This window comes from Chryseobacterium sp. POL2, from assembly GCF_011058315.1.
Lineage (GTDB): Bacteria > Bacteroidota > Bacteroidia > Flavobacteriales > Weeksellaceae > Soonwooa.
Window position 1 is genome coordinate 564,905 of record NZ_CP049298.1, and the last position, 25,893, is coordinate 590,797.

The 25,893-nt window shown below is 29.5% G+C and carries 33 protein-coding genes; 6 read left to right on the forward strand and 27 right to left on the reverse strand.

Features of this window, described 5'->3' with window-relative positions; translation table 11 throughout:
• Nucleotides 1–97 precede the first annotated feature (97 nt).
• Both G6R40_RS02655 and G6R40_RS02660 read right to left on the reverse strand, forming a co-directional pair.
• A complete protein-coding gene (locus G6R40_RS02655; protein WP_165131110.1) occupies nucleotides 98–415 on the reverse strand; it encodes a type II toxin-antitoxin system RelE/ParE family toxin in 318 nt (105 codons plus the stop codon).
• 2 nt (nucleotides 416–417) lie between these two features.
• A complete protein-coding gene (locus tag G6R40_RS02660) occupies nucleotides 418–657 on the reverse strand; it encodes a hypothetical protein (protein ID WP_165131112.1) in 240 nt (79 codons plus the stop codon).
• 49 nt (nucleotides 658–706) lie between these two features.
• Between G6R40_RS02660 and G6R40_RS02665 the strand changes: the two genes are divergently transcribed.
• Nucleotides 707–940, forward strand: coding sequence for a hypothetical protein (locus G6R40_RS02665; protein WP_165131238.1), 234 nt, complete (start codon nucleotides 707–709; stop codon nucleotides 938–940).
• A gap of 1,400 nt (nucleotides 941–2,340) precedes the next feature.
• Here G6R40_RS02665 and G6R40_RS02670 read toward each other — a convergent pair.
• The 10 genes from G6R40_RS02670 to G6R40_RS02715 all read right to left on the reverse strand — a co-directional run bounded on the left by G6R40_RS02670 (nucleotide 2,341) and on the right by G6R40_RS02715 (nucleotide 12,562).
• The gene (locus G6R40_RS02670; protein WP_165131200.1) at nucleotides 2,341–2,931 is read right to left on the reverse strand and encodes a hypothetical protein; all 591 of its coding nucleotides are present in this window, start codon (nucleotides 2,929–2,931) and stop codon (nucleotides 2,341–2,343) included.
• 226 nt (nucleotides 2,932–3,157) lie between these two features.
• Nucleotides 3,158–3,874 carry a hypothetical protein gene (locus tag G6R40_RS02675; RefSeq protein ID WP_165131240.1) on the reverse strand — a complete coding sequence of 239 codons (717 nt, stop codon included), beginning with the start codon at nucleotides 3,872–3,874 and terminating at the stop codon, nucleotides 3,158–3,160.
• Nucleotides 3,875–4,105: 231 nt separating this feature from the next.
• On the reverse strand, nucleotides 4,106–4,741 hold the full coding sequence (locus G6R40_RS02680) for an SEL1-like repeat protein (RefSeq protein WP_165131204.1): 636 nt from the start codon (nucleotides 4,739–4,741) through the stop codon (nucleotides 4,106–4,108).
• Nucleotides 4,742–4,972: 231 nt separating this feature from the next.
• Nucleotides 4,973–5,650, reverse strand: a complete 678-nt coding sequence (locus G6R40_RS02685; RefSeq protein WP_165131151.1) for a hypothetical protein — start codon at nucleotides 5,648–5,650, stop codon at nucleotides 4,973–4,975.
• A gap of 172 nt (nucleotides 5,651–5,822) precedes the next feature.
• On the reverse strand, nucleotides 5,823–6,548 hold the full coding sequence (locus G6R40_RS02690; RefSeq protein WP_165131242.1) for a hypothetical protein: 726 nt from the start codon (nucleotides 6,546–6,548) through the stop codon (nucleotides 5,823–5,825).
• A gap of 383 nt (nucleotides 6,549–6,931) precedes the next feature.
• Nucleotides 6,932–7,837, reverse strand: coding sequence for a hypothetical protein (locus G6R40_RS02695; protein ID WP_165131244.1), 906 nt, complete (start codon nucleotides 7,835–7,837; stop codon nucleotides 6,932–6,934).
• Between the two features lie 222 nt (nucleotides 7,838–8,059).
• Nucleotides 8,060–8,650, reverse strand: coding sequence for a hypothetical protein (locus tag G6R40_RS02700; protein ID WP_165131200.1), 591 nt, complete (start codon nucleotides 8,648–8,650; stop codon nucleotides 8,060–8,062).
• A 211-nt stretch (nucleotides 8,651–8,861) separates the two neighbouring features.
• On the reverse strand, nucleotides 8,862–10,937 hold the full coding sequence (locus G6R40_RS02705) for a DUF262 domain-containing protein (protein WP_165131246.1): 2,076 nt from the start codon (nucleotides 10,935–10,937) through the stop codon (nucleotides 8,862–8,864).
• Between the two features lie 244 nt (nucleotides 10,938–11,181).
• On the reverse strand, nucleotides 11,182–11,748 hold the full coding sequence (locus G6R40_RS02710) for a hypothetical protein (protein ID WP_165131248.1): 567 nt from the start codon (nucleotides 11,746–11,748) through the stop codon (nucleotides 11,182–11,184).
• Between the two features lie 232 nt (nucleotides 11,749–11,980).
• Nucleotides 11,981–12,562 carry a hypothetical protein gene (locus G6R40_RS02715; protein WP_165131250.1) on the reverse strand — a complete coding sequence of 194 codons (582 nt, stop codon included), beginning with the start codon at nucleotides 12,560–12,562 and terminating at the stop codon, nucleotides 11,981–11,983.
• An 18-nt stretch (nucleotides 12,563–12,580) separates the two neighbouring features.
• Here G6R40_RS02715 and G6R40_RS15240 point away from each other — a divergent pair, with 18 nt between their 5' ends.
• A complete protein-coding gene (locus G6R40_RS15240; RefSeq protein ID WP_262887661.1) occupies nucleotides 12,581–12,703 on the forward strand; it encodes a hypothetical protein in 123 nt (40 codons plus the stop codon).
• Nucleotides 12,704–12,787: 84 nt separating this feature from the next.
• Here the strand turns inward: G6R40_RS15240 and G6R40_RS02720 are convergent, their stop codons facing one another.
• The 7 genes from G6R40_RS02720 to G6R40_RS02750 all read right to left on the reverse strand — a co-directional run bounded on the left by G6R40_RS02720 (nucleotide 12,788) and on the right by G6R40_RS02750 (nucleotide 16,379).
• Nucleotides 12,788–13,246 (reverse strand): hypothetical protein, encoded by a 459-nt coding sequence (locus G6R40_RS02720; RefSeq protein WP_165131252.1) that lies wholly within the window; start codon nucleotides 13,244–13,246, stop codon nucleotides 12,788–12,790.
• A 252-nt stretch (nucleotides 13,247–13,498) separates the two neighbouring features.
• Entirely contained in the window at nucleotides 13,499–14,446 is a 948-nt protein-coding gene (locus G6R40_RS02725; RefSeq protein WP_165131254.1) for a helix-turn-helix transcriptional regulator, read from the reverse strand.
• A gap of 8 nt (nucleotides 14,447–14,454) precedes the next feature.
• Complete coding sequence (locus G6R40_RS02730; RefSeq protein WP_165131256.1) at nucleotides 14,455–14,874, reverse strand: WG repeat-containing protein; 420 nt, start codon at nucleotides 14,872–14,874, stop codon at nucleotides 14,455–14,457.
• Entirely contained in the window at nucleotides 14,871–15,533 is a 663-nt protein-coding gene (locus tag G6R40_RS02735; protein WP_165131258.1) for a hypothetical protein, read from the reverse strand. The genes G6R40_RS02730 and G6R40_RS02735 overlap by 4 nt, the downstream gene beginning before the upstream one ends.
• 7 nt (nucleotides 15,534–15,540) lie before the next feature.
• Entirely contained in the window at nucleotides 15,541–15,966 is a 426-nt protein-coding gene (locus tag G6R40_RS02740) for a lipocalin family protein (RefSeq protein WP_165131260.1), read from the reverse strand.
• Between the two features lie 7 nt (nucleotides 15,967–15,973).
• A complete protein-coding gene (locus tag G6R40_RS02745) occupies nucleotides 15,974–16,171 on the reverse strand; it encodes a peptidase (protein ID WP_165131262.1) in 198 nt (65 codons plus the stop codon).
• A gap of 1 nt (nucleotide 16,172) precedes the next feature.
• A complete protein-coding gene (locus G6R40_RS02750) occupies nucleotides 16,173–16,379 on the reverse strand; it encodes a hypothetical protein (protein WP_165131264.1) in 207 nt (68 codons plus the stop codon).
• A gap of 99 nt (nucleotides 16,380–16,478) precedes the next feature.
• On the opposite strand from G6R40_RS02750, the gene G6R40_RS02755 reads away from it, so the two are divergent.
• Nucleotides 16,479–16,712 (forward strand): hypothetical protein, encoded by a 234-nt coding sequence (locus tag G6R40_RS02755; protein ID WP_165131266.1) that lies wholly within the window; start codon nucleotides 16,479–16,481, stop codon nucleotides 16,710–16,712.
• A gap of 1,402 nt (nucleotides 16,713–18,114) precedes the next feature.
• On the opposite strand, the gene G6R40_RS02760 is transcribed toward G6R40_RS02755, so the two are convergent.
• The gene (locus tag G6R40_RS02760; RefSeq protein WP_165131268.1) at nucleotides 18,115–18,660 is read right to left on the reverse strand and encodes a hypothetical protein; all 546 of its coding nucleotides are present in this window, start codon (nucleotides 18,658–18,660) and stop codon (nucleotides 18,115–18,117) included.
• A gap of 84 nt (nucleotides 18,661–18,744) precedes the next feature.
• Between G6R40_RS02760 and G6R40_RS02765 the strand changes: the two genes are divergently transcribed.
• Nucleotides 18,745–18,996 carry a hypothetical protein gene (locus G6R40_RS02765; RefSeq protein ID WP_165131270.1) on the forward strand — a complete coding sequence of 84 codons (252 nt, stop codon included), beginning with the start codon at nucleotides 18,745–18,747 and terminating at the stop codon, nucleotides 18,994–18,996.
• A gap of 199 nt (nucleotides 18,997–19,195) precedes the next feature.
• Here the strand turns inward: G6R40_RS02765 and G6R40_RS02770 are convergent, their stop codons facing one another.
• Nucleotides 19,196–19,900 (reverse strand): hypothetical protein, encoded by a 705-nt coding sequence (locus G6R40_RS02770; RefSeq protein WP_165131228.1) that lies wholly within the window; start codon nucleotides 19,898–19,900, stop codon nucleotides 19,196–19,198.
• Nucleotides 19,901–20,805: 905 nt separating this feature from the next.
• Here G6R40_RS02770 and G6R40_RS02775 point away from each other — a divergent pair.
• Nucleotides 20,806–22,380, forward strand: a complete 1,575-nt coding sequence (locus G6R40_RS02775; RefSeq protein ID WP_165131100.1) for an IS1182 family transposase — start codon at nucleotides 20,806–20,808, stop codon at nucleotides 22,378–22,380.
• Nucleotides 22,381–22,477: 97 nt separating this feature from the next.
• On the opposite strand, the gene G6R40_RS02780 is transcribed toward G6R40_RS02775, so the two are convergent.
• The 3 genes from G6R40_RS02780 to G6R40_RS02790 form a co-directional block, all read right to left on the reverse strand.
• A complete protein-coding gene (locus tag G6R40_RS02780) occupies nucleotides 22,478–22,942 on the reverse strand; it encodes a carboxypeptidase-like regulatory domain-containing protein (RefSeq protein WP_165131236.1) in 465 nt (154 codons plus the stop codon).
• Between the two features lie 169 nt (nucleotides 22,943–23,111).
• Nucleotides 23,112–23,624 carry a DUF2947 family protein gene (locus tag G6R40_RS02785; RefSeq protein ID WP_165131272.1) on the reverse strand — a complete coding sequence of 171 codons (513 nt, stop codon included), beginning with the start codon at nucleotides 23,622–23,624 and terminating at the stop codon, nucleotides 23,112–23,114.
• Between the two features lie 221 nt (nucleotides 23,625–23,845).
• Entirely contained in the window at nucleotides 23,846–24,340 is a 495-nt protein-coding gene (locus tag G6R40_RS02790; protein WP_165131274.1) for a hypothetical protein, read from the reverse strand.
• A gap of 3 nt (nucleotides 24,341–24,343) precedes the next feature.
• Between G6R40_RS02790 and G6R40_RS02795 the strand changes: the two genes are divergently transcribed.
• Complete coding sequence (locus tag G6R40_RS02795) at nucleotides 24,344–24,541, forward strand: hypothetical protein (RefSeq protein ID WP_165131276.1); 198 nt, start codon at nucleotides 24,344–24,346, stop codon at nucleotides 24,539–24,541.
• 16 nt (nucleotides 24,542–24,557) lie between these two features.
• Here G6R40_RS02795 and G6R40_RS02800 read toward each other — a convergent pair whose 3' ends face one another.
• The 3 genes from G6R40_RS02800 to G6R40_RS02810 all read right to left on the reverse strand — a co-directional run bounded on the left by G6R40_RS02800 (nucleotide 24,558) and on the right by G6R40_RS02810 (nucleotide 25,865).
• Nucleotides 24,558–24,863 carry a type II toxin-antitoxin system RelE/ParE family toxin gene (locus G6R40_RS02800; protein WP_055041231.1) on the reverse strand — a complete coding sequence of 102 codons (306 nt, stop codon included), beginning with the start codon at nucleotides 24,861–24,863 and terminating at the stop codon, nucleotides 24,558–24,560.
• Nucleotides 24,845–25,087, reverse strand: coding sequence for a hypothetical protein (locus G6R40_RS02805; RefSeq protein ID WP_055041230.1), 243 nt, complete (start codon nucleotides 25,085–25,087; stop codon nucleotides 24,845–24,847). The genes G6R40_RS02800 and G6R40_RS02805 overlap by 19 nt, the downstream gene beginning before the upstream one ends.
• A gap of 280 nt (nucleotides 25,088–25,367) precedes the next feature.
• Nucleotides 25,368–25,865 carry a hypothetical protein gene (locus G6R40_RS02810; RefSeq protein ID WP_165131278.1) on the reverse strand — a complete coding sequence of 166 codons (498 nt, stop codon included), beginning with the start codon at nucleotides 25,863–25,865 and terminating at the stop codon, nucleotides 25,368–25,370.
• Nucleotides 25,866–25,893: the final 28 nt, after the last annotated feature.

Here is a 25,893-nt window from a genome sequence, read left to right on the forward strand (position 1 = left end):
AATTGGAAAATATTGGCGGCTAAATATTACAAAAAGTTCAACTAAGACTTCTCCCCGCATTTTGCCAATACTATGTTAGCAGAAGTGCTTTTTATTTTTATTTTGATTTTCTTCTTTCATCAGTCATTTTTATTGGATTTTGTCTTCCATCAAAAATGTCATTGATGATTATTTTAGTATCCACAATTTTGTAAATGACTTTATAATTTCCACAAACAATATATCTATGCTTTTGATTTAGTTTTTCTAGATTTAATTCAATTTGGCCAGATTTAGGATTATTGATTAATTGTTTTGTCGAGGTCAAAATTTGCTTCCGAATTTTATGAGCAACTTTTTTATTTGCTTTATTTGAGTAATAATCAAAAATATCTTTAAGATTTTCTATTGCAAAATCGGTCCAAATAATTTTCATTTCTACCAATTTGCTGATAATTTTTCCAAATCTTCTTGAGATTTATATTTTCCATTTTTAAAATCTTGTTCAGATTTTTCAATTCTGTTAATAAGTTCTTCAACAGTAAATGGTCTGAATTCAGAATGATCTTCTTTTTCGAATTTTCTTAAAATATAATTTTCGATTTTTTCAAAGAAACTTTCATCCTGCAATTGAGCAAGGTATGTGATTAAGTTTAATTTTCTATTTTCTAAATCCATTGTAATAATATTTGAATCAAATTTACTGAATTATTTTTGGATTTTGAATTTGAACACGAATTTTTGTAGCATTTCTGCTAACGGAAAAAGTATTGGCGAAGTGCGGGAATTCGAAGGACTGAAAGTTCAAGAATTCAGAAACGTAGCCGATGCTTTTTCACTTCTGCTAACTTACAAAAAAATTGCAGAATTGAAAAGCATTCGGCGGAATATTTTTACAAAATTTCAACGTTTACAAAATCCCGCATTTTGCCAATACATTGTTACGCGCAGTAGAAAATGAGAACTTTTCAACGCTGAAAAATAGTTCTAAAAAATTATGAGCAATTAAATCACAAACAAATCAGAAGAATAAAACGAAGCTTAACCAGTTTTCAAACTGCATTTTTCCAGCAAAATTTAAAACTCAATTATCTGAAATTTTTCTCGATGGTTTCTGCGAAAAGTAAAATTGAAAATTCGTAAAAAATAAAAGTTATTTTTATGAAAATCTTAAAAAATGGCAAAACTTTCAACTATGGTTTATGAAGTTGATATTTTCTGATTTTTTCAAATGAGAAAAATTTCAATTATAAAAAGAAAAGAGTAGAAGAAGCTTAAAAATCACGCGAAATTTTAAGCGAAAAAAACTCGAAATTTATTTGTCGAGAAAAGTGTTTTCAAGAAAATTTAAGAACTTTTTAAACCCAATATTTCTACTGAATTTTTTCTTATAAAAACCAAAAATAGCAATGTTAAAAAAAGAGAAATTATTATCCGAAAACGCGCTAATCTATTGCGTGTAACGGAAAAAGTATTGGCGAAGTGCGGGCTTTCGAAGAACTGAAAGTTCAAGAACGACCAAGCGTAGCGAATGCTTTTTCAAGTACACTAAAATAAGAAAAAAATGTGGAATTGAAAAGCATGAGCGGATTATTTTTTCTGCTTTTCAATTCTTCCCTAAATCCCGCATTTTGCCAATACATTGTTACGCGCAGTAGAAAATGAGAACTTTTCAACGCTGAAAAATAGTTCTAAAAAATTATGAGCAATTAAATCACAAACAAATCAGATGAATAAAACGAAGCTTAACCAGTTTTCAAACTGCATTTTTCCAGCAAAATTTAAAACTCAATTATCTGAAATTTTTCTCGATGGTTTCTGCGAAAAGTAAAATTGAAAATTCGTAAAAAATAAAAGTTATTTTTATGAAAATCTTAAAAAATGGCAAAACTTTCAACTATGGTTTATGAAGTTGATATTTTCTGATTTTTTCAAATGAGAAAAATTTCAATTATAAAAAGAAAAGAGTAGAAGAAGCTTAAAAATCACGCGAAATTTTAAGCGAAAAAACCTCGAAGTTTATTTGTCGAGAAAAGTGTTTTCAAGAAAATTTAAGAACTTTTTAAACCCAATATTTCTATTGAATTTTTTCTTATAAAACCTAAAATATCAATGTTTAAAAAAGAGAAATTATTATCCGAAAACGCGCTAATCTATTGCGTGTAACGGAAAAAGTATTGGCGAAGTGCGGGCTTAATTTGAACGAAAGTTCAAGTTCAGACCAATCGTAGCCAATATTTTTTCAATGGAACTAAGTTAAACAAAAAAGTGGAATTGGAAAATATTGGCGGATAAATATTACTAAAAGTTCAATTTAGCCTTAAACCCCGCATTTTGCCAATACAATGTTATGTGCAGTTCTTACTTTATATTTTCATCTTTCCAAACATCTTCGTAGCCATTTCTATCTATTTGAAATCTGTAACCAATCTCTAAACCCAAGAAATCAATTATTTTTGGATAAATATTAAGTAAATGTTCAGCACAAATAGGTTGAAAAAAATCAGGATCTTCTGAATATTCTCCAAACCAAATAAACCAACCTGAAGTCCCTTTTTCAGCGGAATGTCTTAAACCATTAATTGGTTCAAGATCATAATTTTGTGAAAGTCCAATATTTAATTTTTTATTAATAGGCTTCCATTCAGATTTGTACTTTTCGCAAAGTTCCTTCTGTAATTTTATATGAAAATTCCAATTATTATATTCTAAAAGTTTGTCTTCTCCCGTCATTAGATAATGTTTCCATAGACTAATATTCAATTTATTTATTTTGAAATTAATTTCTGTATTATCCCACTGAAATATTATATCTGAAACAATATCATTTTCAAATTCAATTTCATCATCAAATATTGCTTTTCCTGCAAAAGTTTCGATTTCATTTTCAGTAATTTTATCAGAGAGATAATTATCACAAATTTTCACTAAATCTTCTGTGTTAACTTTCATTGCGTGGTTTTGGGAGAATTGCACATAACGGAAAAAGTATTGGCGAAGTGCGGGCTTTCGAAGAACTGAAAGTTCAAGAACGACCAAACGTAGCCGATATTTTTTTCGTGGAACTAAACTACAAAAAATTGTGGAATGAAAAAATAGCGGCGACTAAAAAAGTAGAGTAGTTCAACTTTGTACTTTCCCCCGCATTTTGCCAATACAATGTTATGTGCAGTGCTTCTTAGTTCCAATCTAATAAGAACATTTTCCATTCTTTTTGAATTGTTTTATCCAAGAATTCGATAAATATTTTTTTGTCATTTTGAAATTTAACATCTTGGAAATTTTTATCAGTTTCAAGAGTGTATTTTAAACTTTGAGCTATTTCCGGAGTAATTTCATTTGTAATATATTCTGAATTAAATTGTTCTAATCTTTTATCATTATTATAGATGTTCCCATAAATTAAATCATCAAAAATTTTATTTTTCTCTCGTAATAGAGATAAAAAGCTAATTTTAAATTCAAAATTCCCTAAATGACTTTGAACCCATTTTTGTTGAAATTTTTCAGGTAATGTTTCTTTAAAAAATAGATAATCCAAACCTGCATTCCAATATTCTTTGTTTCCATTTAAAGTGGATTCGATAACTTCTTCTGCTAATGCATAATCAGTCGCTTCTATTTTTTTTGTGTTATGTATGTATTTTTTTGATAAAGTATCTTGAGATACAGGATTTATTTGTGATAATTTTTTTAAATCATTTTTTAATTTTTCATTCTGAAAATCAAATGATTGATAGTTTTTTAAAAAAATATCAATTTTTTGGTTGTCAAACACTAGAAAGGTAAATTGTAAATCATTTTGGTCATAATATTTATTACCAATTTCTGTGTTTTTCGTTTTTATACAATTTTGTAGAAGAAAAAGACTAATAATTATTAGAAACTGTTTCATAGCGGTCTTTTTGGTGCATTGCACATAACGGAAAAAGTATTGGCGAAGTGCGGGCTAAATTGGACGAATAGTTCAATTTAGTCTGAACGAAGCCGATGCTTTTTTCGGATTGTTAAATTACAAAAATAATCAATACGAAAAAGCAGCGGTGGCTAAATAGTTCAAATCTTTCAACTTGCATTTAACCCCGCATTTTGCCAATACAATGTTAACTGCAGTTGTGTAATGTTCTTATCTTCCAATAATGTTTAATAAATCATTAGATATTTCATTATCATTTTGGGAAAGTAAAAATTTTGCATTTTGAATTTCATTGTTTTCTAATGATAATAATGCTAATTGATAGTTCGCTTGTTCGATTTCGTATACGGAATATTTATCTACTTGATTTATAATTGATAAAAAGATTTCCTTAGCTTTCAAGTTGTCTTTTTTTATTCCTAATCCGTATAAATAATGAAAGGCTAATTCAATCGGAAAAATGCTATCAATTTCAAAAACTTTATAAAGTAATTCGACGACTTTTACATAATCACCTTTATCACGATAAATAGTGGATAAATTAAATGCAGCAGTACTTAAATTTTCTCTGATTAATTCGTTGTAAAGTTCAATTGATTTGTTAATGTCTTTTTTACATCCTATTCCTTCTGATAGATAATCAGCAACTCTTATTTTACAATAATTATAATGTGAACCTTCTAAATAAATCTCAAAAGCTTTTTCGAAATTTTGTTTAATTTCTAAATTATTTTCATCTATTAAACCTTCTTCATAAACTTGTGCTATTAATAAAAAATCATCTTCAGATTTATACTTTTTGATTAATAAATCATTCAAATCTTCAACGGTTTCAATTTCTTTCATTTACGAGAAGTTTTTTTACAATTGCAGTTAACGGAAAAAGTATTGGCGAAGTGCGGGCTAAATGGAACGAAAAGTTCTATTTAGACCAATCGTAGCCAATATTTTTTCAATGGAACTAATTTAAGCAAAAAAGTGGAATTGGAAAATATTGGCGGCTAAAAATTACAAAAAGTTCAACTTGGACTTTAACCCCGCATTTTGCCAATACAATGTTATCTGCAGGCGTATTTTTTATTTTTTATCCAATTTTACTGATATACCCATTCCACTTATTGAGTATTCAGGATAATCTTTTAAGTCCATATTTGGCAGTTGATATTTCATACTTTGTTTATCGATTAAATTAAATTTTTCAATTCCATAACCGATTACTTTTTTATTTTGCAATTTTAGAAACTCATTCATTTTGGTATTAAAAATTGAACTGAGAAGAAATTTGTTTAAGTCTTTATATTCAATTCTTTTTTTACCATATTTTGCGTTATATTCATTTGATAGTTTTGTAACTATATCTGGATAATAAATAAAAGTGTTTGTAAAATATAGGTAATTAAGTTTTTCAATGTTAAAATCTTGTTTAATTAGAGTTAAACAATTTTCCGTATTTTTTATTGCAGTTTTTAAATTAATGGGATTTTTGTGAAAAATATTTATGCTCATAGATTTGTCTCTTTCATATTCGTGAGCGCTTATTGCAAAATCAAGAGTGTCTTTTCCAACAATCCAATAATAACTATAAGATTTTGAATAAAACCCAACTTCATAAGATTTTTCTATTGAATTTTTGTGTTTTACAATAATAGTGTCTTGAACATTACTTTTATAATTTGTAGAGAATTTTTTAGCGTTTATCTGTAAAAAACAAATTGATGCTAATAAAGCAAAAAATATTAAGACATTTTTTCTCATTTTGTGCGGTTTTTTTGTGATACGCTTGCAGATAACGTTTTTCGGCTTTGCGTTCGGGCGGGCTTTTTAGCACTGCACCCGATACGAAGAACCGCACTTCAATTATACACAAAATTGTCAATAGAAGCACGACACCCCGCCTGACGCAAAACCGATGTTGGCGGTAGCTTTTCTATTGTCCATATGTGCCGTCCTTGTAATCCCATTCGGCAGTCATTTCTCCCTTGTCATTAAACCACTTCCACACTCCAATCCGCTTTCCTCCACTTGTCAGTCCAGTAAACTTTATCTTGCCATTCGGATAATGTTCGTGATTATTTTCCCACCAAACAGAAGATACAGTTTTGCCATTTTTATCTTTAATCTCTGTCACTTTAAAAACCAATTCGTCTTTTTGTAACTCGCAATATTTTTCAAAAATTGAGGTGTCTTTAAGTGCAGTCTGTCTTGTTTTTATGAAGCCGTTTTGATAGAAATATGAAGTTAAACCATTTGTCAAGTCGAACTCTGATTTAACTACTCCATTGTCGAAGAAGTGTCTCCAAATTTTTACAGATTTACCTTTCTTGAATTGACCTTCCGCAATGACAATATTGTTTGAGTTTATGAATTTGAATTTACCCGATAATTTATTTTTGAAAATGTCAGCAAACTGTTTCAAAATGTGAAGTTCATTTACAACAATCGGGTTATCACTAATTTGCTTTGTCCATCTGTCACAGTTGCCTCCAAAACTAAATACCCGTCCGCTGCCACCTGTATAAATTAAGTATGACTTGCCAACTGTCAAGTATGAACCAGCTCTAAGCGTTATAATGTTAGTATCAACGTTACCAAAATAAACTTCTATTATTTCTGCGGTAGCTGTCCCGTCAATACTACCGTCTGAGGCAATCATAGCTATATTATCTCCGTAGTTTGGAGTTGAAAAAGTCAAAATGCGGCAGGAAAAAATTGTCCCAGAGTTTCCATTAAACAACCTTTCAGTCAAAGTCCTGTCATCTTCTGCGCAACATCCGTATGACGTATTTGTCAGTCCGACACATAGTAATATGTAAAGTAGTCTTTTCATAAAGTTACCGCCAACGGAAAAAGTATTGGCGAAGTGCGGGCTTTCGAAGAACTTTAGTTCAAGAACGACCAAGCGGAGCCGATGCTTTTTCAATGAAGTAAACTTACAAAAAAACTACGGAATTGAAAAGCAGCGGCGGAATATTTTTTCAAAAGTTCAACTTTGCACTTTCTCCCGCATTTTGCCAATACAATGTTAGCAGAAGTTTTTTATTTCTTGTTTTTTATGTATCTGATTGAAGGAAATAAATTAAAAAATGGATTCTGATTACCAGTAAATTCATAGACTGGTTTATCCAAATAATTATTTTTAATTAATTCTTTTTCTGTATCATATTTTCCTTCTATTTTTAAAACTAACTCATCTAATTTTTTATATTGAGTATCGTGAATATCTTCAACATCCTTTAAAGTTGTTATTATTTCGTCAAGCAAATATTTTATATATTCTCCTGATTCTAATCTGCTGATCGCCGAATTTACATAGGAAGAAAGTGCATTTGATTTAACGCCCTTGAGATTCCATATGTCTCCGTTAATTTTTTCGATTTCATTTTTTATTCTTTTTAAATCTGAACTTAATGACTTTTCTGTTGATTCATTTTGAAATGTGCTTAATTTTTCAATTAGATTTATTTGTTTTTGCTTTTCTTTAAAGTCTTCGTTGATTTTATCAGAAAATTTGTTTTCCATTTTCACAAAGATTTTATCAATATTTTCTTTATTTAGCTTATCATTTTGTGTAATTTCCTTTAAAATATCGGCTTTTAATTCAGAAAACTTTTCCATAATGTCTTTGTTTATACTTTCCAAATCTTTTTTATTAACTCTCCAGTTAAAAAATATTTGACTTCCAAATATTGCTAAAAGAAATGCAAGTGAAAGACCAATAGTCCATTGAATAGTTGTTGTTAATTGCTCATTAAAATCTTTGGAATTTTCATATAGTAACTTATATAAATCTTCTTGATTTTCTATTTTATTACTTTTACTTACGTTATTTTCATAAAGTTTTTTTTCTATTTTAATAGAATCATTATTAGACTTTATTTTTTTTTGCGCATAAATATTGAACACAGTAAACAATAATAAAAAAAGAAGGTATTTTTTTTTCACGTGATTTTGTTTTAAAATTTCTGCTAACGGAAAAAGTATTGGCGAAGTGCGGGCTTAATTTGAACGAAAGTTCAAGTTCAGACCAATCGTAGCCAATATTTTTTCAATGGAACTAAGTTAAACAAAAAAGTGGAATTGGAAAATATTGGCGGATAAATATTACTAAAAGTTCAATTTAGCCTTAAACCCCGCATTTTGCCAATACAATGTTATGTGCAGTTCTTACTTTATATTTTCATCTTTCCAAACATCTTCGTAGCCATTTCTATCTATTTGAAATCTGTAACCAATCTCTAAACCCAAGAAATCAATTATTTTTGGATAAATATTAAGTAAATGTTCAGCACAAATAGGTTGAAAAAAATCAGGATCTTCTGAATATTCTCCAAACCAAATAAACCAACCTGAAGTCCCTTTTTCAGCGGAATGTCTTAAACCATTAATTGGTTCAAGATCATAATTTTGTGAAAGTCCAATATTTAATTTTTTATTAATAGGCTTCCATTCAGATTTGTACTTTTCGCAAAGTTCCTTCTGTAATTTTATATGAAAATTCCAATTATTATATTCTAAAAGTTTGTCTTCTCCCGTCATTAGATAATGTTTCCATAGACTAATATTCAATTTATTTATTTTGAAATTAATTTCTGTATTATCCCACTGAAATATTATATCTGAAACAATATCATTTTCAAATTCAATTTCATCATCAAATATTGCTTTTCCTGCAAAAGTTTCGATTTCATTTTCAGTAATTTTATCAGAGAGATAATTATCACAAATTTTCACTAAATCTTCTGTGTTAACTTTCATTGCGTGGTTTTGGGAGAATTGCACATAACGGGAAACGCATTGGCGAAGTGGCGGATAAATTGGGCGAAAAGTTCAATTTAGCAGTAACCTAGCCGATGTGTTTCCACAGAAGCTAAATTATTAAAATAAGTTGAATGTGGAACACATTCGGCGGCTAAATATGCAGAAAGTTTCAATTTAGCAATTACCCCGCCATTTTGCCAATGCGCTGTTAGGCGATCGTTGTTTTTTCTTCAGCATATTTTATCAATAGTTCGTCTTCGAAATCAAACAAAGTAAGAGCAAGTTTTATCCTGTCAAACTTTCCGTTATTGTCAATATTTCCTTCTATAAAATAAGTTTCATTGATTGGCACAGGTTGTCTTGGATTTCCTTCTGTTGGATTTTTAGTTAAGCCAATTTTTTCAGCAAGTTCTGTTGTGAAAAAAGTCTCAGGTTGTAGTTCAAAAAGTTGTCTAAAAACTTCAAAATATAGTTTTGCAACTTGATTTACTTCAATTTTTTGGTCAAAGAATACAGCATATTCTAACTTTTTCCCTTTTGGGTCTTCTGCTTCAAAAATGTTTATTTCATCATTATCTGAACTTTCGTCAATTGTAATGTTGGGAATTTCCCAAATTTTCAAAAAGCGTTCAGAAATTAGATTATATCGTATTTCAATTTCTGCTTTATCCCACTTGTCAAGAATTGTAAGATATTTGTTTAGCCATAATCGACTATCTTTATAACCTGCCTCGGCTAAATCTCTTTTGTCAAGGAATGGTTTGTTACCTAATTTTCCATTATTTCCTGATAATGTTAGGTTTCCAATAGTATTAAGATAGTTTTCTTTGATATAGTTGTATTCATCTGCTCCTAAATCTAATTTCCATTTAGCATCAGGATTTTGAGGAAAAATGTGTTCAATTGTTATGTCAGGGTTTCCTTCAATTAAAACAGGTTCTCTATTTTCAAAATTTTCAAGTCTTTCCAATAAATAAGTTCTGTTTTTAGATTTGATGTTATAAACATCTTTTATCCTTAAAGCATCAGTAACTTCTGCATTTCTTGGAAATCTTTGTACACCAGTTCTTTGTAAAAGTGATTTTTGTACTGAATGTAAATAATTGTCAGTTTCAACTTTGTCGTAAAGATTCATAAATATTTTATTCAAGGCATTTGTTGGCAAACCAAGAATAAAACGTCTCCAAGTAAACGATTGAATTAGTTCTAAAATTTTGACGAATGTAGATTTGTCAATGATTTCTTTAGAATAATCATCGTAAACTTTCATTAAAAACGGATAAGCGACATTAATTTCTAACTTACTGATATATTCTAATTGTTTTCTGATGTCTTTGTCAGTTTCATTTTTCGGGTTTAGTAGCTTGTTGTAATGTTTTACTAACGATTTTATATTTCCGAGATTTGTTTCTAAATCTTCGAGTGAAGAAGTTGGATATTTAGCTTTGAACTCTAAATACACTTTTCCTTTATTGGGAATATTGTTATTTTCAAGTGTTAAATAATCTCTTATAAAATCAGAAACTCGACTTGAATTAGAAGATTCATCTTTTGCAAGTTTTTCAATTACTTCCCAGTAATTTTGATAGATTTTGTTTTGGTCTCTTCGATTGAGTCCCATTAAAATATAGTTTCTAATCAAATCCGCTTGTGTCAATTCCAAACCTGTTGAGTTCAAACTTTCAAAAATTCTTTGAGGGTCGTCTTTTTCTCTGTCAAGTGAAACTTCAACAAACATAAGTTTTGACAAGCCTTTTAAAACCACGAGATAATTTTCTTCCGAAATTCTCCCCTTAAAATAATTGAAGTTGTCTATCAATTTTGAAAAATCGGTATATTCTTCGTCAGAATGCCCACGTAACAGATATTTTAATGCTTTATCGTTGTTTTCCGTTGGTCTTAATTTTAATTTTTCCTCTTCTGGTGCGAATTTGTTTATAAGATATGTTTCGCTTATTTCGCTTTCAAGTCCGTCATCTTTTAAATCTTTAGCGAGTTGATATAAAGCTAAATAAATTAAAGTAAGTGTTGTAAGACGTTGTTGTCCATCAATAATTGTTAATTCCTTTATTCGTGAAGCTGTATAAACATCATCGTGAACATAGACAATGCTCCCAATAAAGTGAGCGTTCATTTTTTTGTTTGTTCCTACTTCAAGAATATCGTCTAAAAGTTGTTTGCATTGTCCTGTTGTCCAATCATAGTTTCTTTGGTAAACTGGGATTACAAATTGAGTTTTATTTGATGATAAAAAGTCTTCTACTTTAGTTTCGTTTGCTTTCATTATTAAGATGGAATTTCAATTTAGGGCAGTGTTTACATACAATGTCGCCTAACGGAAAAAGGCTTTGCGAAGTGCGGGAATTCGAAGGACTGAAAGTTCAAGAATTCAGAAACGAAGCAAATGCTTTTTCAGATTGTCTAATTTAGTCAAAAAAACAATATGAAAAGCAGTTGCGAATAATTTTGACTAAATTTCAATCATGACTAAACCCCGCATTTTGCAAAGCCTATGTTGTCTGCAGTTTTTATCGTATTCTCTTAACCTCCCAATTAACAAAGCCTTTTAATGTATCTTTTGGTTTAACTTCAAAATATTTAATTTTTTGAATTCCTCCTTTTTTCTTATCAGGCTTTTCTACTTCTGCAAGAACTGAAATATTTCCATCACTAAAATGATGACCAATTGAATCAGCTTCACCTGTTTTGCGATTATAAAATATCCAATCGGAAACTGGAATTATTTTTTTTGATTTATAATTATAAACAACAAAACCTTCATTTTCTTTTCTTCCATTTTCAAAATAATTTTTTATTTCAAAAAAATTTGGTTTTTGTAATAATGTTGCAACTAGTTTTTTATTTTGATTTGTGTGAAACTCAACCATTTTTGTAATAGTATCTTTATCAAAATCTGTAATAGCTAAAATTTTATTAGTGTTTTTATCATACACTTCTATTTTGATTTTGAAATCATCTTTATAATATTCTTTAACAATATTTGCTCCATTATTTACACTCATTTCTTCAACTCTATTTGGATTTTTTTTACATCCAATTAATAAAAAAGATACTAAGAATAAGTTTTTTTTCACTATAATAACAGTTTTTTGGTGAAATTGCAGACAACGGAAAAAGTATTGGCGAAGTGCGGGAATTCGGAGAACTGAAAGTTCAAGAATTCACAATCGTAGCCGATATTTTTTCAATGGAACTAAATTAAGAAAAAATGTGGAATTGGAAAATATTGGCGGCTAAATATTACAAAATGTTTAATTTAGACTTTAACCCCGCATTTTGCCAATACAATGTTATGCGACGTTTTTTTTAATTTTTTAATAAGTTGGAAAGTTTCTCAAAATCTCCATCTTGACCGAAGTTTTCTGTATTTGCATTTGTTCCTATGATTCTGAATAAACGGCAATCAAAACATATTTTACAAAATCCTATAATTTTCTTATTTTTTTTAAAGACAAGAATATCACGATAAACTGCAACACAAGCTGCTGCATAATTTTCATAAACTGTTTTTTCGGTGAAAATTTGATTAATTTCCTTAAATTTAGATTGAGGAATTTGAGATCTTGTAAATCCTATTTCGCTTAGTGAAGTTATAAACTTTAAGTTATTTAAATTTTCAGGTTTTTCGCCAATAATAATATCAAATTTTAATTTGTCTATTTGTGATTTATTTTGTGAATCAAATAAATCCATAGCTTTATCTTCTGGAATTTTTGTGTGATAATATTCAATTACATCAAAATTAAAAAATGAATTTCCATATTTTGGGACAAATTTATTTTCAACGAATTTATTTTTTTTATTATCAATCTCAGTATTTTTATTCTCAGTTTGTTTGCATCCTATAAAAATGAGAATAATTAAAAAAATGTTGAAAATTTCTTTCATAGACGTGTTTTATGTAAAATGTCGCATAACGGAAAAAGTATTGGCGAAGTGCGGGAATTCGAAGGACTGAAAGTTCAAGAATTCAGAAACGTAGCCGATGCTTTTTCACTTCTGCTAACTTACAAAAAATTGCAGAATTGAAAAGCATTCGGCGGAATATTTTTACAAAATTTCAACGTTCCCAAAACCCCGCATTTTGCCAATACAATGTTGTACGAAGTGTTTTTATTTTTTATAATTATATGTTGAAAATGGATCATCATTTTTCTCAACTGCAACAGGTCTTTCTTTTATTAGTTTTAGAAGATATTCCATTGCATTATAAACTTTATTTGCATTTTCTCTATCCTTTAATTGTTTTACCATAAAACTTTGAGAAAAATTAGATTCTCCTTTTCGATTTGTTGATTTCACACATTTTGAATTGTATTTACATATCAACATTACATTTGTAGTTCCAATATTTTCTCGTTTCTCTAATTCAACGTCTTTATAATCAACAATTGTTTCCCAAACCCAAAAATCTTTAAATTTCATTACTCCGTATTTATCCACACTTATAAATGAACTATAATCACTTGGTTCAATAGAGTTTATGTAATTAATAGTTTCTTCGATTGATAAGTTTTGAGAAAAACAAAAATTAGAAATTAAGAAGATTGTAGAATAAAATATTTTTTTCATTTTCCGTTTATTCAACGCAATTTTTGGTAACATTGCGTACAACGGAAAAAGTATTGGCGAAGTGCGGGCAAAAAATGAACTTTAGTTCAATTTTAGACCAAGCGTAGCCGATATTTTTTCCATGAAACTAAACTACAAAAATAATGTGGAATGGAAAAATAGCGGCGGCGAAGATGCTGAAATTTTTCAATTCTGTTGTAAACCCCGCATTTTGCCAATACAATGTTAGCAGAAGTGTTTGTTTTCGTAAGTTTACTTATAATTTTCAGACATTTCTCTGATAGTATTTGTAATGTGTTTTCGGAAAGATTCGGGAGAAATTACCGTAACATTTTGTCCGTGAGAAAGAATTTCTTGCGTGAAATCGAAAGTTGGGCACAGCTTCACTTTTATTCGTAATTCTTTTTCATTATCTGTTACTATTTCTTGTGAATGATGAAGCGGTAAAGATTTTATATATTGTCCTTGATGTGGTGTGAAAGACAAAATGATTTCTTGCGGAATCTCATCTAATGTTGATGAAACTCCGAAAGAATACTTGAAGGAATCCTCTAAAATATCATCAAAACGAAGTTGCCTTGTGTAATGAACCTCCACATTAGAAATGCGGTCTAATCCAAAACTTTTAATCTTTGGTTTTTCATTGTTGGAAAGGAAATCCCCAACTGATTTTTTATTTTCAACAGAGTAATCAGTAGCTAAAAGATACCAGCGATTTTGAGATTCTTTCAAAGCGTAAGGAACTACAACTCTTTTTTCAGGTTGATTTTCATAGAATTTTTGGTATTCAAAGGAAACTATTCTGTGTCTTTTAAGAGCATCAATAAAATCAGAAAAATGGTATAAACCTCTGGGTTCTCTTTTTTCAAATAGAATAATTTTAGAATTTCTCTTTGATTTTCGATAAGCTTCGATTAGCAAAACATCTTCTAAAGTACCTTCTGAATCTTCTTCCAATTCTTCATGGTTTAATGCAAAAGTTCCTGAGTCCTTTTTGTATTTGCTTTCTAAGCCCAAAATTTCGGCAATGAGATTACGGTCTCGCTTAAAAGTTTTCTCACTGAATTTAAGCTCAAATCCTTTTTCTTCAAACTTTTTTTCAAGAAAGTCTTTGGTTTCTTCAAACGTAATTCCGTTAGGTTTACTTTTTAGCAATTCTGCGATATACAATAAACGTTGGATTTGTTCTAGTTTAGCCATGATTTTGTTTATAAAATTTTATCTAACCCATCAATTTCTTTGATGATATGATTTTCCTGATTTATTATGTAGTATTTTCCATTTTTACAAACCTTGGCTTCTCCATCTTGAAAGACAGAAGCATAAGAATATTCAAATGGAATTATAATTTCATTTTTCCAATTGATAAATCCCCATAATTCTCCTTTGTTTGCAAGAATTATTTTACTTTCAAGCTCTGCAAAATCAATGAGATTATCATATTCTAAAGGAATTATTATGTTACCATTTCTATCAATTACACCTGAATAACCTTCAACAGAAATTATTCCGTAACCTTGCTTGTCAAAAATTGTTACATGCTCCCATTCAGTTGGCTCTTTTCCGTTATTCTCGTCTCGGTAAAAAGTAAAAACTTCTGTTACGTCTTTAGGCTCAATTTTTTTCATCTTAAAACATCAATTAAATCGTTTCCAATTAAATTTCTAATTTCCGTACTATTGTAGCCTCTTGCTGAAAAATGTGGAATAGAATGAACTAATTTATTATTTAAAATTCCACTTTTTGTATATTTTCCTATTTTTTGAATATTTTTAACTCCTATTTTTCTAAGTACGGATGTGTCTGAAGTGAAAATTATTATATTTTTGGGGTTTAAAATATCAATAAGTTCAATTGTCTTTTGTAAACAAAAATTTTTTATTTCGTGGTCTAAATCTTTAAGATTCTGAGATGAAATCGTATTGAAAAAAGTAGTGTTGGTCATAACAGAATTTGTTAACTTACAAAATAGCTGCTCGGTAAAGAAAATCTCTTTTAGTTTTCTTCTTACTTGTGAAAGACTATCTCCCCAATTGGCTTCTTCTATTAATAAATTTTGCGAATAATATAAGCTTTCTGGTTTCCTTTTTTCAATTTTATTATTTTTTAAGTAATCAGAATATTTACCATTATTTCCTGGATTAATTCCAATCAAAAGTATATCTGGATTAAATGAAATAGAAGTTTGAAAACAATAAAAATCCAAATCAGTTTTTAAAGCAAATTCATGACATTGCTCTGCAACTTCTTTCAACCATTTTTCCTTTTTTAATTCGAAATCTTTCATATTATTCTTATTTACTGAATGTATATTTTGTAACATCATTTCCCACCGAATTTACTAAAATCAATTCATTTTCAGACAAACTAGAAACTGAATAAATTAGCACATCATTTTGAGCGTTTTTTGCGGTTATTTTTTTATTGTTTTCGTCAATAGAATAAGTGTAATTATCAGTATCTATTATACAATTGTTATTGACAACTGAATTATGATTTTCATATAACTTATTATTATAATCGAAGACAAAGTTTCCAAGATTCAGACAAGGTGAAGATGCAGGAATATTAGTTCCGTTACTTTCCTTTTTTACAATTGTCCAAGTTCCTATTATTTTTTGATGAATAGTAATTTGTGTAGCATTATCTTCATCTCGGTCTTCTCCACAAGCTTGAAGCATAAACAAAGTTATTGCTCCTAAAAATAATTTTCTTTTCATATTTTTTCTATTTTTTTTCAATTACAAAATAAGAGGAACTACATTTTCCTTCGTTTACTTCAATATTGTACTTTATTTGAAATGCACTTACAATTTCTTTAGGTCTAGGTTCTCCACTTCTATCCGAAATTACAATTTCCACACTCATTCCTTTCACTACTTTTCCGCTGTCTCTTTTTGCGGTGACTTTCCAAAGTTTTGCCATTTTATTTATTTTTTAATTGTTTAATCCTTGACTGTATTCTTTCCAAAATCTTTTTGTCAGAATCATTGTGAATATCTCTTATTTCTTCCGAATCTTTTTTAAATTCATTAATATTCAGATTGAATAAGATTTGTCCAAACCTTTGATTTGGATTCTCTTTACAATAATTTGCAATGATATTTAGTATTTCTTGTTTCGCTTCATTCATTATGATGCAAATGTAACTTTTAAAACAGACAAAATATGTCTGTTTATTATTTGAAATCAAAAATTATTGAAATAAATTAAACCTTAGAAAAAATTTCTTTTGAAACGGAATTTTGGCAACATTTCTGCTAACGGAAAAAGTATTGGCGAAGTGCGGGAATTCGAAGGACTGAAAGTTCAAGAATTCAGAAACGTAGCCGATGCTTTTTCACTTCTGCTAACTTACAAAAAAATTGCAGAATTGAAAAGCATTCGGCGGAATATTTTTACAAAATTTCAACGTTTACAAAATCCCGCATTTTGCCAATACATTGTTACGCGCAGTAGAAAATGAGAACTTTTCAACGCTGAAAAATAGTTCTAAAAAATTATGAGCAATTAAATCACAAACAAATCAGAAGAATAAAACGAAGCTTAACCAGTTTTCAAACTGCATTTTTCCAGCAAAATTTAAAACTCAATTATCTGAAATTTTTCTCGATGGTTTCTGCGAAAAGTAAAATTGAAAATTCGTAAAAAATAAAAGTTATTTTTATGAAAATCTTAAAAAATGGCAAAACTTTCAACTATGGTTTATGAAGTTGATATTTTCTGATTTTTTCAAATGAGAAAAATTTCAATTATAAAAAGAAAAGAGTAGAAGAAGCTTAAAAATCACGCGAAATTTTAAGCGAAAAAAACTCGAAATTTATTTGTCGAGAAAAGTGTTTTCAAGAAAATTTAAGAACTTTTTAAACCCAATATTTCTACTGAATTTTTTCTTATAAAAACCAAAAATAGCAATGTTAAAAAAAGAGAAATTATTATCCGAAAACGCGCTAATCTATTGCGTGTAACGGAAAAAGTATTGGCGAAGTGCGGGCTTTCGAAGAACTGAAAGTTCAAGAACGACCAAGCGTAGCGAATGCTTTTTCAAGTACACTAAAATAAGAAAAAAATGTGGAATTGAAAAGCATGAGCGGATTATTTTTTCTGCTTTTCAATTCTTCCCTAAATCCCGCATTTTGCCAATACATTGTTACGCGCAGTAGAAAATGAGAACTTTTCAACGCTGAAAAATAGTTCTAAAAAATTATGAGCAATTAAATCACAAACAAATCAGATGAATAAAACGAAGCTTAACCAGTTTTCAAACTGCATTTTTCCAGCAAAATTTAAAACTCAATTATCTGAAATTTTTCTCGATGGTTTCTGCGAAAAGTAAAATTGAAAATTCGTAAAAAATAAAAGTTATTTTTATGAAAATCTTAAAAAATGGCAAAACTTTCAACTATGGTTTATGAAGTTGATATTTTCTGATTTTTTCAAATGAGAAAAATTTCAATTATAAAAAGAAAAGAGTAGAAGAAGCTTAAAAATCACGCGAAATTTTAAGCGAAAAAACCTCGAAGTTTATTTGTCGAGAAAAGTGTTTTCAAGAAAATTTAAGAACTTTTTAAACCCAATATTTCTATTGAATTTTTTCTTATAAAACCTAAAATATCAATGTTTAAAAAAGAGAAATTATTATCCGAAAACGCGCTAATCTATTGCGTGTAACGGAAAAAGTATTGGCGAAGTACGGGCTTAATTTGAACGAAAGTTCAAGTTCAGACCAATCGTAGCCAATATTTTTTCAATGGAACTAAGTTAAACAAAAATGTGGAATTGGAAAATATTGGCGGCTAAATATTACAAATAGTTCAACTTAGACTTTAACCCCGCATTTTGCCAATACAATGTTAGGCGACGTTTTATTAAATTATAATTGTTCCAAAAATTAAGAAAGTCAATTTTGCATTCTTTATAAAATCTTCATAGCTCGTATTTTCATTTGCATTCTCATTTGTTAATTCTAAATAATATTCATCAGGATTTATTCGACTCGATAACAATTTCTCAAAATCAGTTTGATTAGAATTAGCTTTTGTTGGAAAAATCCAAAATTTAAAACGTTTTGTTTGTGGATTAGGGTTTAGTAAACTTAATTCATCAAAACTGGCGATTTTTAAGTAAGAACTTTTATTTATTTCGTAAGGATCTAAAAATCCATTTTGTAAAATAAGCTTGTATTTATAATCAAGCTTTTCAGCGAATTCAATAGTTTTTGTATTGTTTAAAATTACTTTATTTGTTTCTATTTTAACTTGTAATTCGGTGAATTTTAAATAATCTTTTTTCTTGTATTTTTTTTCAAAAATTTCTTTTGCAGGATGATATTTCCCAGAGTTTATATTTTCACTTTGTGAGTATATATTAAATGGAATTAATATTAGAAATATTATTTGAATAACGGTTTTCATAAAATGTCGCCTAACGGTTCCGCAGCTTTGCGAGGTTGCGACCTAAAAACCTAAAATTCACAAATAAAAAACACACTTAAAATTATGACTAAAGTTTCCAAAAAATCACAGACCAAGCAATCTTGCAAAACTGGTGTTAGTGGCAGTCTTTCTAAACGTGAAAAGCTATCACTTTTATCAGCAGATATTTTTGCAAGGAGAAACGATTATAATTTTCATTTAACAAGTGAATTGTGTGCTGTTATTTGGCATTTAAGTAAAGGAACTAAAAACGAATATGATTGCATGGAAATTATAAATTCTGTTTATCCGCAGTTCTTTCAAGATTGCCACTAACGGAAAAAGTATTGGCGAAGTGCGGGCTTAATTTGAACGAAAGTTCAAGTTCACACCAAACGTAGCGAATGCTTTTTCAATACTGCTAACTTACAAAAAATTGCAGAATTGAAAAGCATGAGCGTATTATTTTTTCTGCTTTTCAATTTTGCACTTCTCCCCGCATTTTGCCAATACTATGTTACCTGCAGTGTTTTTATTATTTAATTTCACCAATGTAAAAACATTCATAAACTTCGCTTCTTTTATCGAAATCTTTATATCGACCTTCAAAGCAATTTCCATTATATTTTATTCTGACTTTCCATTCATCACTTCCGAACAATAATAAAGGTTTTAAAAAGGTTTTTTTATCTTCTTTGAAATCTAAATTTGAAAACCAATTTGGCATTGTGTTTTTAGGAAATTGCGAATTCCATATTTCAATTGTGTTATCATTATTTAGCATTTCATAATTTGTTGAGGATAGTTGCAAAACATCACCGAAAATGTTAAACATATAAATTTTGTCATCATTATTTTTACGTGCATTTTCAGGATAATACTCAAAACCTAATTTTTTCCAAGCAAATTCAGATGATTTAGGTGCACAATATAAATGCATTGCTTTATAATCTGAATTTTTGAAATTTTTTTCAATCGCTTTTTTAATAAATTTTGCAACACCACGATTTCTGTGACTCTCTTTGGTTTCTGCAATAATTATAAAAATGCAAACTGCTTCAAGCTCATATGCGAAAAATCCAACAGTTTCATTTTGAATCATTGCAACACATAAATTATTTTTTTCAAAACATTTTTGAATAACAGACCAATTATTTTTAGGAAAAGTCGTCCAAGAAAAAATTTCGCTTAAGTTTTCTTCTGTAGGATTGAAATTTATTGTTATAGACGAATTTTTCATAACATTGCAGGTAACGGAAAAAGTATTGGCGAAGTGCGGGAATTCGAAGGACTGAAAGTTCAAGAATTCAGAAACGTAGCCGATGCTTTTTCACTTCTGCTAACTTACAAAAAATTGCAGAATTGAAAAGCATTCGGCGGAATATTTTTACAAAATTTCAACGTTCTCAAAATTCCGCATTTTGCCAATACACTGTTACGCGCAGTAGAAATTGAGAATTTTTCAACGCTGAAAAATAGTTCTAAAAAATTATGAGCAATTAAATTACAAACAAATCAAAAGAATAAAACGAAACTTAACCAGTTTTCAAACTGCATTTTTCCAACAAAATTTAAAACTCAATTATCTGAAATTTTTCTCGATGGTTTCTGCGAAAAGTAAAATTGAAAATTCGTAAAAAATAAAAGTTATTTTTATGAAAATCTTAAAAAATGGCAAAACTTTCAACTATGGTTTATGAAGTTGATATTTTCTGATTTTTTCAAATGAGAAAAATTTCAATTATAAAAAGAAAAGAGTAGAAGAAGCTTAAAAATCACGCGAAATTTTAAGCGAAAAAAACTCGAAATTTATTTGTCGAGAAAAGTGTTTTCAAGAAAATTTAAGAACTTTTTAAACCCAATATTTCTACTGAATTTTTTCTTATAAAAACCTAAAATATCAATGTTTAAAAAAAAGAAATTATTATCCGAAAATGCGCTAATCTATTGCGTGTAACGGTTTGGGGCTTTGCGTTCGGGCGGGTTTCCGAAGCACAAAGTTTCAATTTATTACTAAAGTTCATTAAAAGCACAAATCTTCAAGTTTGCACGTCAGCCCGCCTGACGCAAAACCCCTGTGCTTGTTGCACAACTCAAATATACAAATAAACTTGTATAAAAACGGGATATTTCGTAAATTGATGTATGCAAGGAAAGAAGAGTTTTACACCACAATTATTTGTTTCGGTCAATTTATTAGACCTAGTTCCAGAGGATAATTTTTATAGAAAAATGTTATCCGAACTCAATTTAGATTTCATTTATAAAGCAACTCAAAAGTATTATGGTAAGGAAGGACAGGAGAGTATAGATCCTGTTGTTTTCTTTAAGATATTATTGGTGGGATATTTAAACAATATCAATTCAGATAGACAGTTGATAGCTTTTTGTAGTGATAGCTTGTCGATAAGATTGTTTTTAGGTTATGATGTACATGAGCAGCTTCCTTGGCACAGTACCATTAGCCGAACTCGCGGTTTGTATGGCGAAGAAGTCTTTTTAAACTTGTTTAAAGAAGTCTTGAGAATGTGCGTTTCTAAAAATATGGTTCGTGGTAAACGACAAGCGGTGGACAGCGTTTTCATCAAAGCTAATGCTTCTATGGATAGCTTGGTAGAGAAAGAAGTTTTAGAAGACGCCAGTGCTTTTGTAAACGAACTAGAAGAAAACAGCGAATACAAAGTAACTACCACCCGCAAGAAACTCGTTGAACGCCACCATGATTGGAAAGCAGAAGCGTATAAAGGAATGCCAGCAAATAGCAATAGTAGACAGATAGATGAAAACGGCAATCTCATCCGTCCCAAATACCTATCTAATCACACCCATTATTCTCCCACAGATAGCGATGCTAGAGTGAGTGTAAAACCCGGCAAAGCGCGACAATTAAATTATTTTGGACAAATCGCAGTTGACGATGCGCACCATGTCATTACAGGAGCGTGTTCAGATTTTGCGGATAAACGCGACAGTCAGTGTTTAGAACAAATTGTAGAACTCACAGAAGAAAACCTAAAGGAAAACGGAATAGAATTACAAGAACTTTTAGCCGATGGTGGTTACAGCAGTGGCGAAGCATTGGCGTATTTGCACGAAAAAAACATCAACGCCTACATCCCTAACTTCGGACAATACAAATCAGAGCGAGAAGGTTTTACTTACCACAAAGAAGAAAACTATTATCAATGCACAAAACCCGAAGGTAAGCAAGCTAAACTGCTTTTCAAAGGCGAAAAAATGGATAGTAAAGGCTACACCAAACGAACGTACCGAAGCAGTGAAACAGATTGCAAAAACTGTCCACTAAGAGAACAATGCTGTGGCAAAAGCACCAAGTTTAAAAAGCTAGACGACAGCATCCACAAAGAACATTACGACCGTATGCATCAAAAACTCACCCAAAACGAGAAATATGCCAAGAAAATGGTTAGAGTGCGAAGCAAAACGGTAGAACCCGTCATTGGAACGTTGATCAACTTTACCAACATGAAACGAGTCAACACTCGAGGCATCAAAAACGCAAACAAACATGTACTGATGGCAAGTTTAACCTACAACTTGAAGAAATACATGCGTTTTACCATTAAAAAACCAAGTATTTTAGCCCAAGTTCTATCTCTAAAACAAGGGAAGAACTTTGCTTTTTCAAAACGCGCCTTTTCAGTCTATAAAAACTCGATTTTAAGCTATTCAAATTCTAGAATTTTGAACTACAACTAAAAAAAAACCTCTCTAAAATTGCTTCTAAAGAGGTCAAAATTTCATGTTTTTGAAAACTATTTTCTAAAAAAAAGGAGTTGTGCAACAGTTACCAATGTTATCTGTAGTTCTTTTTTAAAGTTATTTTGGGTTTGAATTCAATTTTTTCACACGCATAACAACCATCCTTTTTATAAGATTTGTATTCATCAAATTTTGTTTTGAAAGTTTCATAACCGTTATTTGAAATTTCAAAATCTGCATAACACCAAGCAAAAGGTAAATCAAGTGGTGTATGAAACCAGTCTATTCGAGATTTTTGTTCAAGAAAAAAGTTTCCATTATCGTCAGTTTTTGTAGTTTGAGATTTATATTCAGAGTGTTCTTCGTAACCCCATTTTTTATTTTTCCACCGTTTTTCTTCAATTCTTGAAACTACAGCGTTTTTTATTGGAATTCCATTTTCGTCGATAACTTTTCCAGAAATTTTTGCTTCATATATTACTTTTTGAGGTCGAATAAAAAGACCAATAATAAAGATTAGAAAAATTCCTATAATTACTTTTATGACACGGTTTTTCATAGAATTACAGATAACGAGTCACGGCTTGGCGAAGTGCGGGCTTGAATTGAGCGAAAGTTCAATTCAGACCGAGACATAGCCAAAGCTGTGAGCCTTTTGGTAAATTTAAGAAAAAAACAAAAGCAAACAGCTTTTGGCGGATAAAAAGGCGAGAAGTTCAATTTTGCACTTAACCCCGCATTTTGCCAAGCCGATGTTGTACGACGTTATTGTTTTTTATCCAAAGATTAGACACTTCGTAATGTGAGAAGAATAATATCCAATTCGTTTTTTCAGATATAATAGTCACATCGTCAGATGATGGATAAAGAAAATCTGTCCAATATTTTAGAAAGATTGTTTTATTTGTTTTTAAAGTTGTTTTTCTATTCCAAGAAATAATTAAATCTTCGTCGAATTTTGATAATTTTTGTGCTAAATTATTTCTGAAATTTTCAATTTTTTCATCGTTTTCTTGACTCGATCTGAACCAATCAGTTTGTTGATAATTTAAAATCCTATTTGATTCGATTTCATAAAAATCAATTACTTTATTCAGTCTTTTAGATTCTGTTTCAGACAGCGGTAGAATTTGTTTTAATTCTTCGTCAGAAATATCTGAATTATGTGATTTTGAAAATCTCCAACCTAAATCAAAATCTTCAAACGGAATTATTTCTTTGCTATCAATTTTTATATCCATTCTGTTGGGAATAATGTCGTACAACGAAAAAGTATTTGCGAAGTGCGGGCTGGATTTAACTGAAAGTTCAATTCAGACAGAGCGAAGCAAAATGCTTTTTCAGATTGTTAAATTACAAATAAAATCAAGATGAAAAGCATTTTTGCGTGTAAATTGTTGATGCTTTTCAACTTTGATTTAATCCCCGCATTTTGCAAATACACTGTTGTACGACGTTCTTTTTAAGATTTATTTTTGAAAAGATAGATTATTCCGAAAATTAAGCCTACAATTCCACCATAATAACTTCCAGAGTTCATAAAGTTAGCTTGAACATATTTTTGAGGATTTTGAACTGAAATATCCATCCAAATTTCTGAATTCTCCCAGGGAATTATGAATCCGATAAAATATCCAATGATACTTCCAATTAAAGCGAAAAGAATATTTATCAAAATTGCCTTGAATATGTATTTGAAGTTATTTTCAGTATTTATAAACAGGAAAATTACAGCGTAAATAACACCTAATATAAATCCAACCCAATATGAGCCTAAAATTCCGACAACTGAGGCTTCAAATCTTTTATTATTTAGATTCCATTCATTAATTCCAAAATTTCCAAACAGAAAGTCTTCAAAAAATTCATTTGATACAGAATATGAAAGTTGATTATGGATTGCACCAAAAATACTTGCAATTATTAAAGCTTTCAAAATTATTGCGGTTGTTTTCATAGAATGTCGTACAACGGAAAAAGTATTGGAGAAGTGCGGGCTTTCGAAGAACTGAAAGTTCAAGAACGACTGAGCGTAGCCGATGCTTTTTTCGGATTGTTAAATTACAAAAATAATCAATACGGAAAAAGCAATCGGCGGATAAATGCTAAAAATATTTCAACTTGCGTTTCGCCCCGCATTTTGCCAATACACTGTTAGGCGATGTTTTTTTATTTTAGGTGTAATCAAATTCGGTGTCATTTTCATCTCGTCTTGCGTCCCAAATTGATTGAACAATTAGTTCTTTTTCTGTAAATTCATAGAAAATTAAATAGTCTCGAACAATATTTATTCGAGTTTCCCCATCATTTGTGGTTCTTCCGATTTTCGGATGTTCAGATAAAAGATTTACGGCTTCACTAAATAATTTGTTAAGTTTTTTGCTATAGGTTTTAGATTTTGTTCTATTAATCCAATAAATCAAAATTTCTTTTCGTTCAAATTTTGCAGATTTGGTCCAAATTATTTTTCGTTTAGCCATTGTTCAATTTCGTTTTCTACTTCATCATTTGTAAAAGTTTCTCCATTAGTATATTCTTTTCTTGCTTTCATAATACGATTTTTTTGTTTTTTCGATAGTTCGAAAATTTCTTCATCAAGTTCGAAATCAAGAAGTTTTTTTAATTCTTTAATAATCCGAATTTCTTTTAATTCGGTTATTTTATTGATCAATTCTAATTTAAGTTTCAACTCAGCTGTACTCATTTTGCAAATTATTTATCTCAAATTTACATAAAATTTTGAAACAAAATATTTAAGCGTATAGTTTTTATAAAATATCGCCTAACGAAAAAGGCTTTGCGAAGTGCGGGAATTCGAAGAACGAAAAGTTCAAGAATTCCAAAACGTAGCAAATGGCTTTTTCAGATTGTTAAGTTAATAAAAAACAGCAATATGAAAAGCCAATTTGCGGATTATTTTGATAAAATTTTCAGCTTAGACTTAAACCCCGCATTTTGCAAAACCAATGTTGTACGCAGTATTTTTAAAATTCAAGTTTATCTTTTTTGCAATACCATTTTGGATCACAATTTGAAATTTCGCATCCTGCAAAATGATATTTTTTCTTATTTTTTTTCATGAATCTTCCAGTTGTAAGTCCGTAGAAAATTGGAATAACATCATTTTCAGATATACAATTAGGACAAACTTTGCTTTTATTCGCTCTGTATTGACAGAATTTTTCAACATAAAAAATTTCATTTATGTTTTTATTTAAATCAATTTTGAATATGTTTTCTTTATATTCTTCATTTAAAATTTGCAGTTTGTATAATCCTTTTTCTAACTCTTTAAATTCAAATTCTTGATTTTGATTAGTTTTTTGGAAGTATATTTTATTATTTGATTGATTTGTTAGCTTTAATTCGAATTCAGGAGTGTTATGTCTCTTAATTAGTGAATCGATAATTTTCCCATTAAGTTTTTGAGCTATTAATTGAGTTGAAAAAATCAAAAAAAATAGAAAATAAATAAGCTTCATTTTGTGCGGTTTGTTTGGGAAATATTGC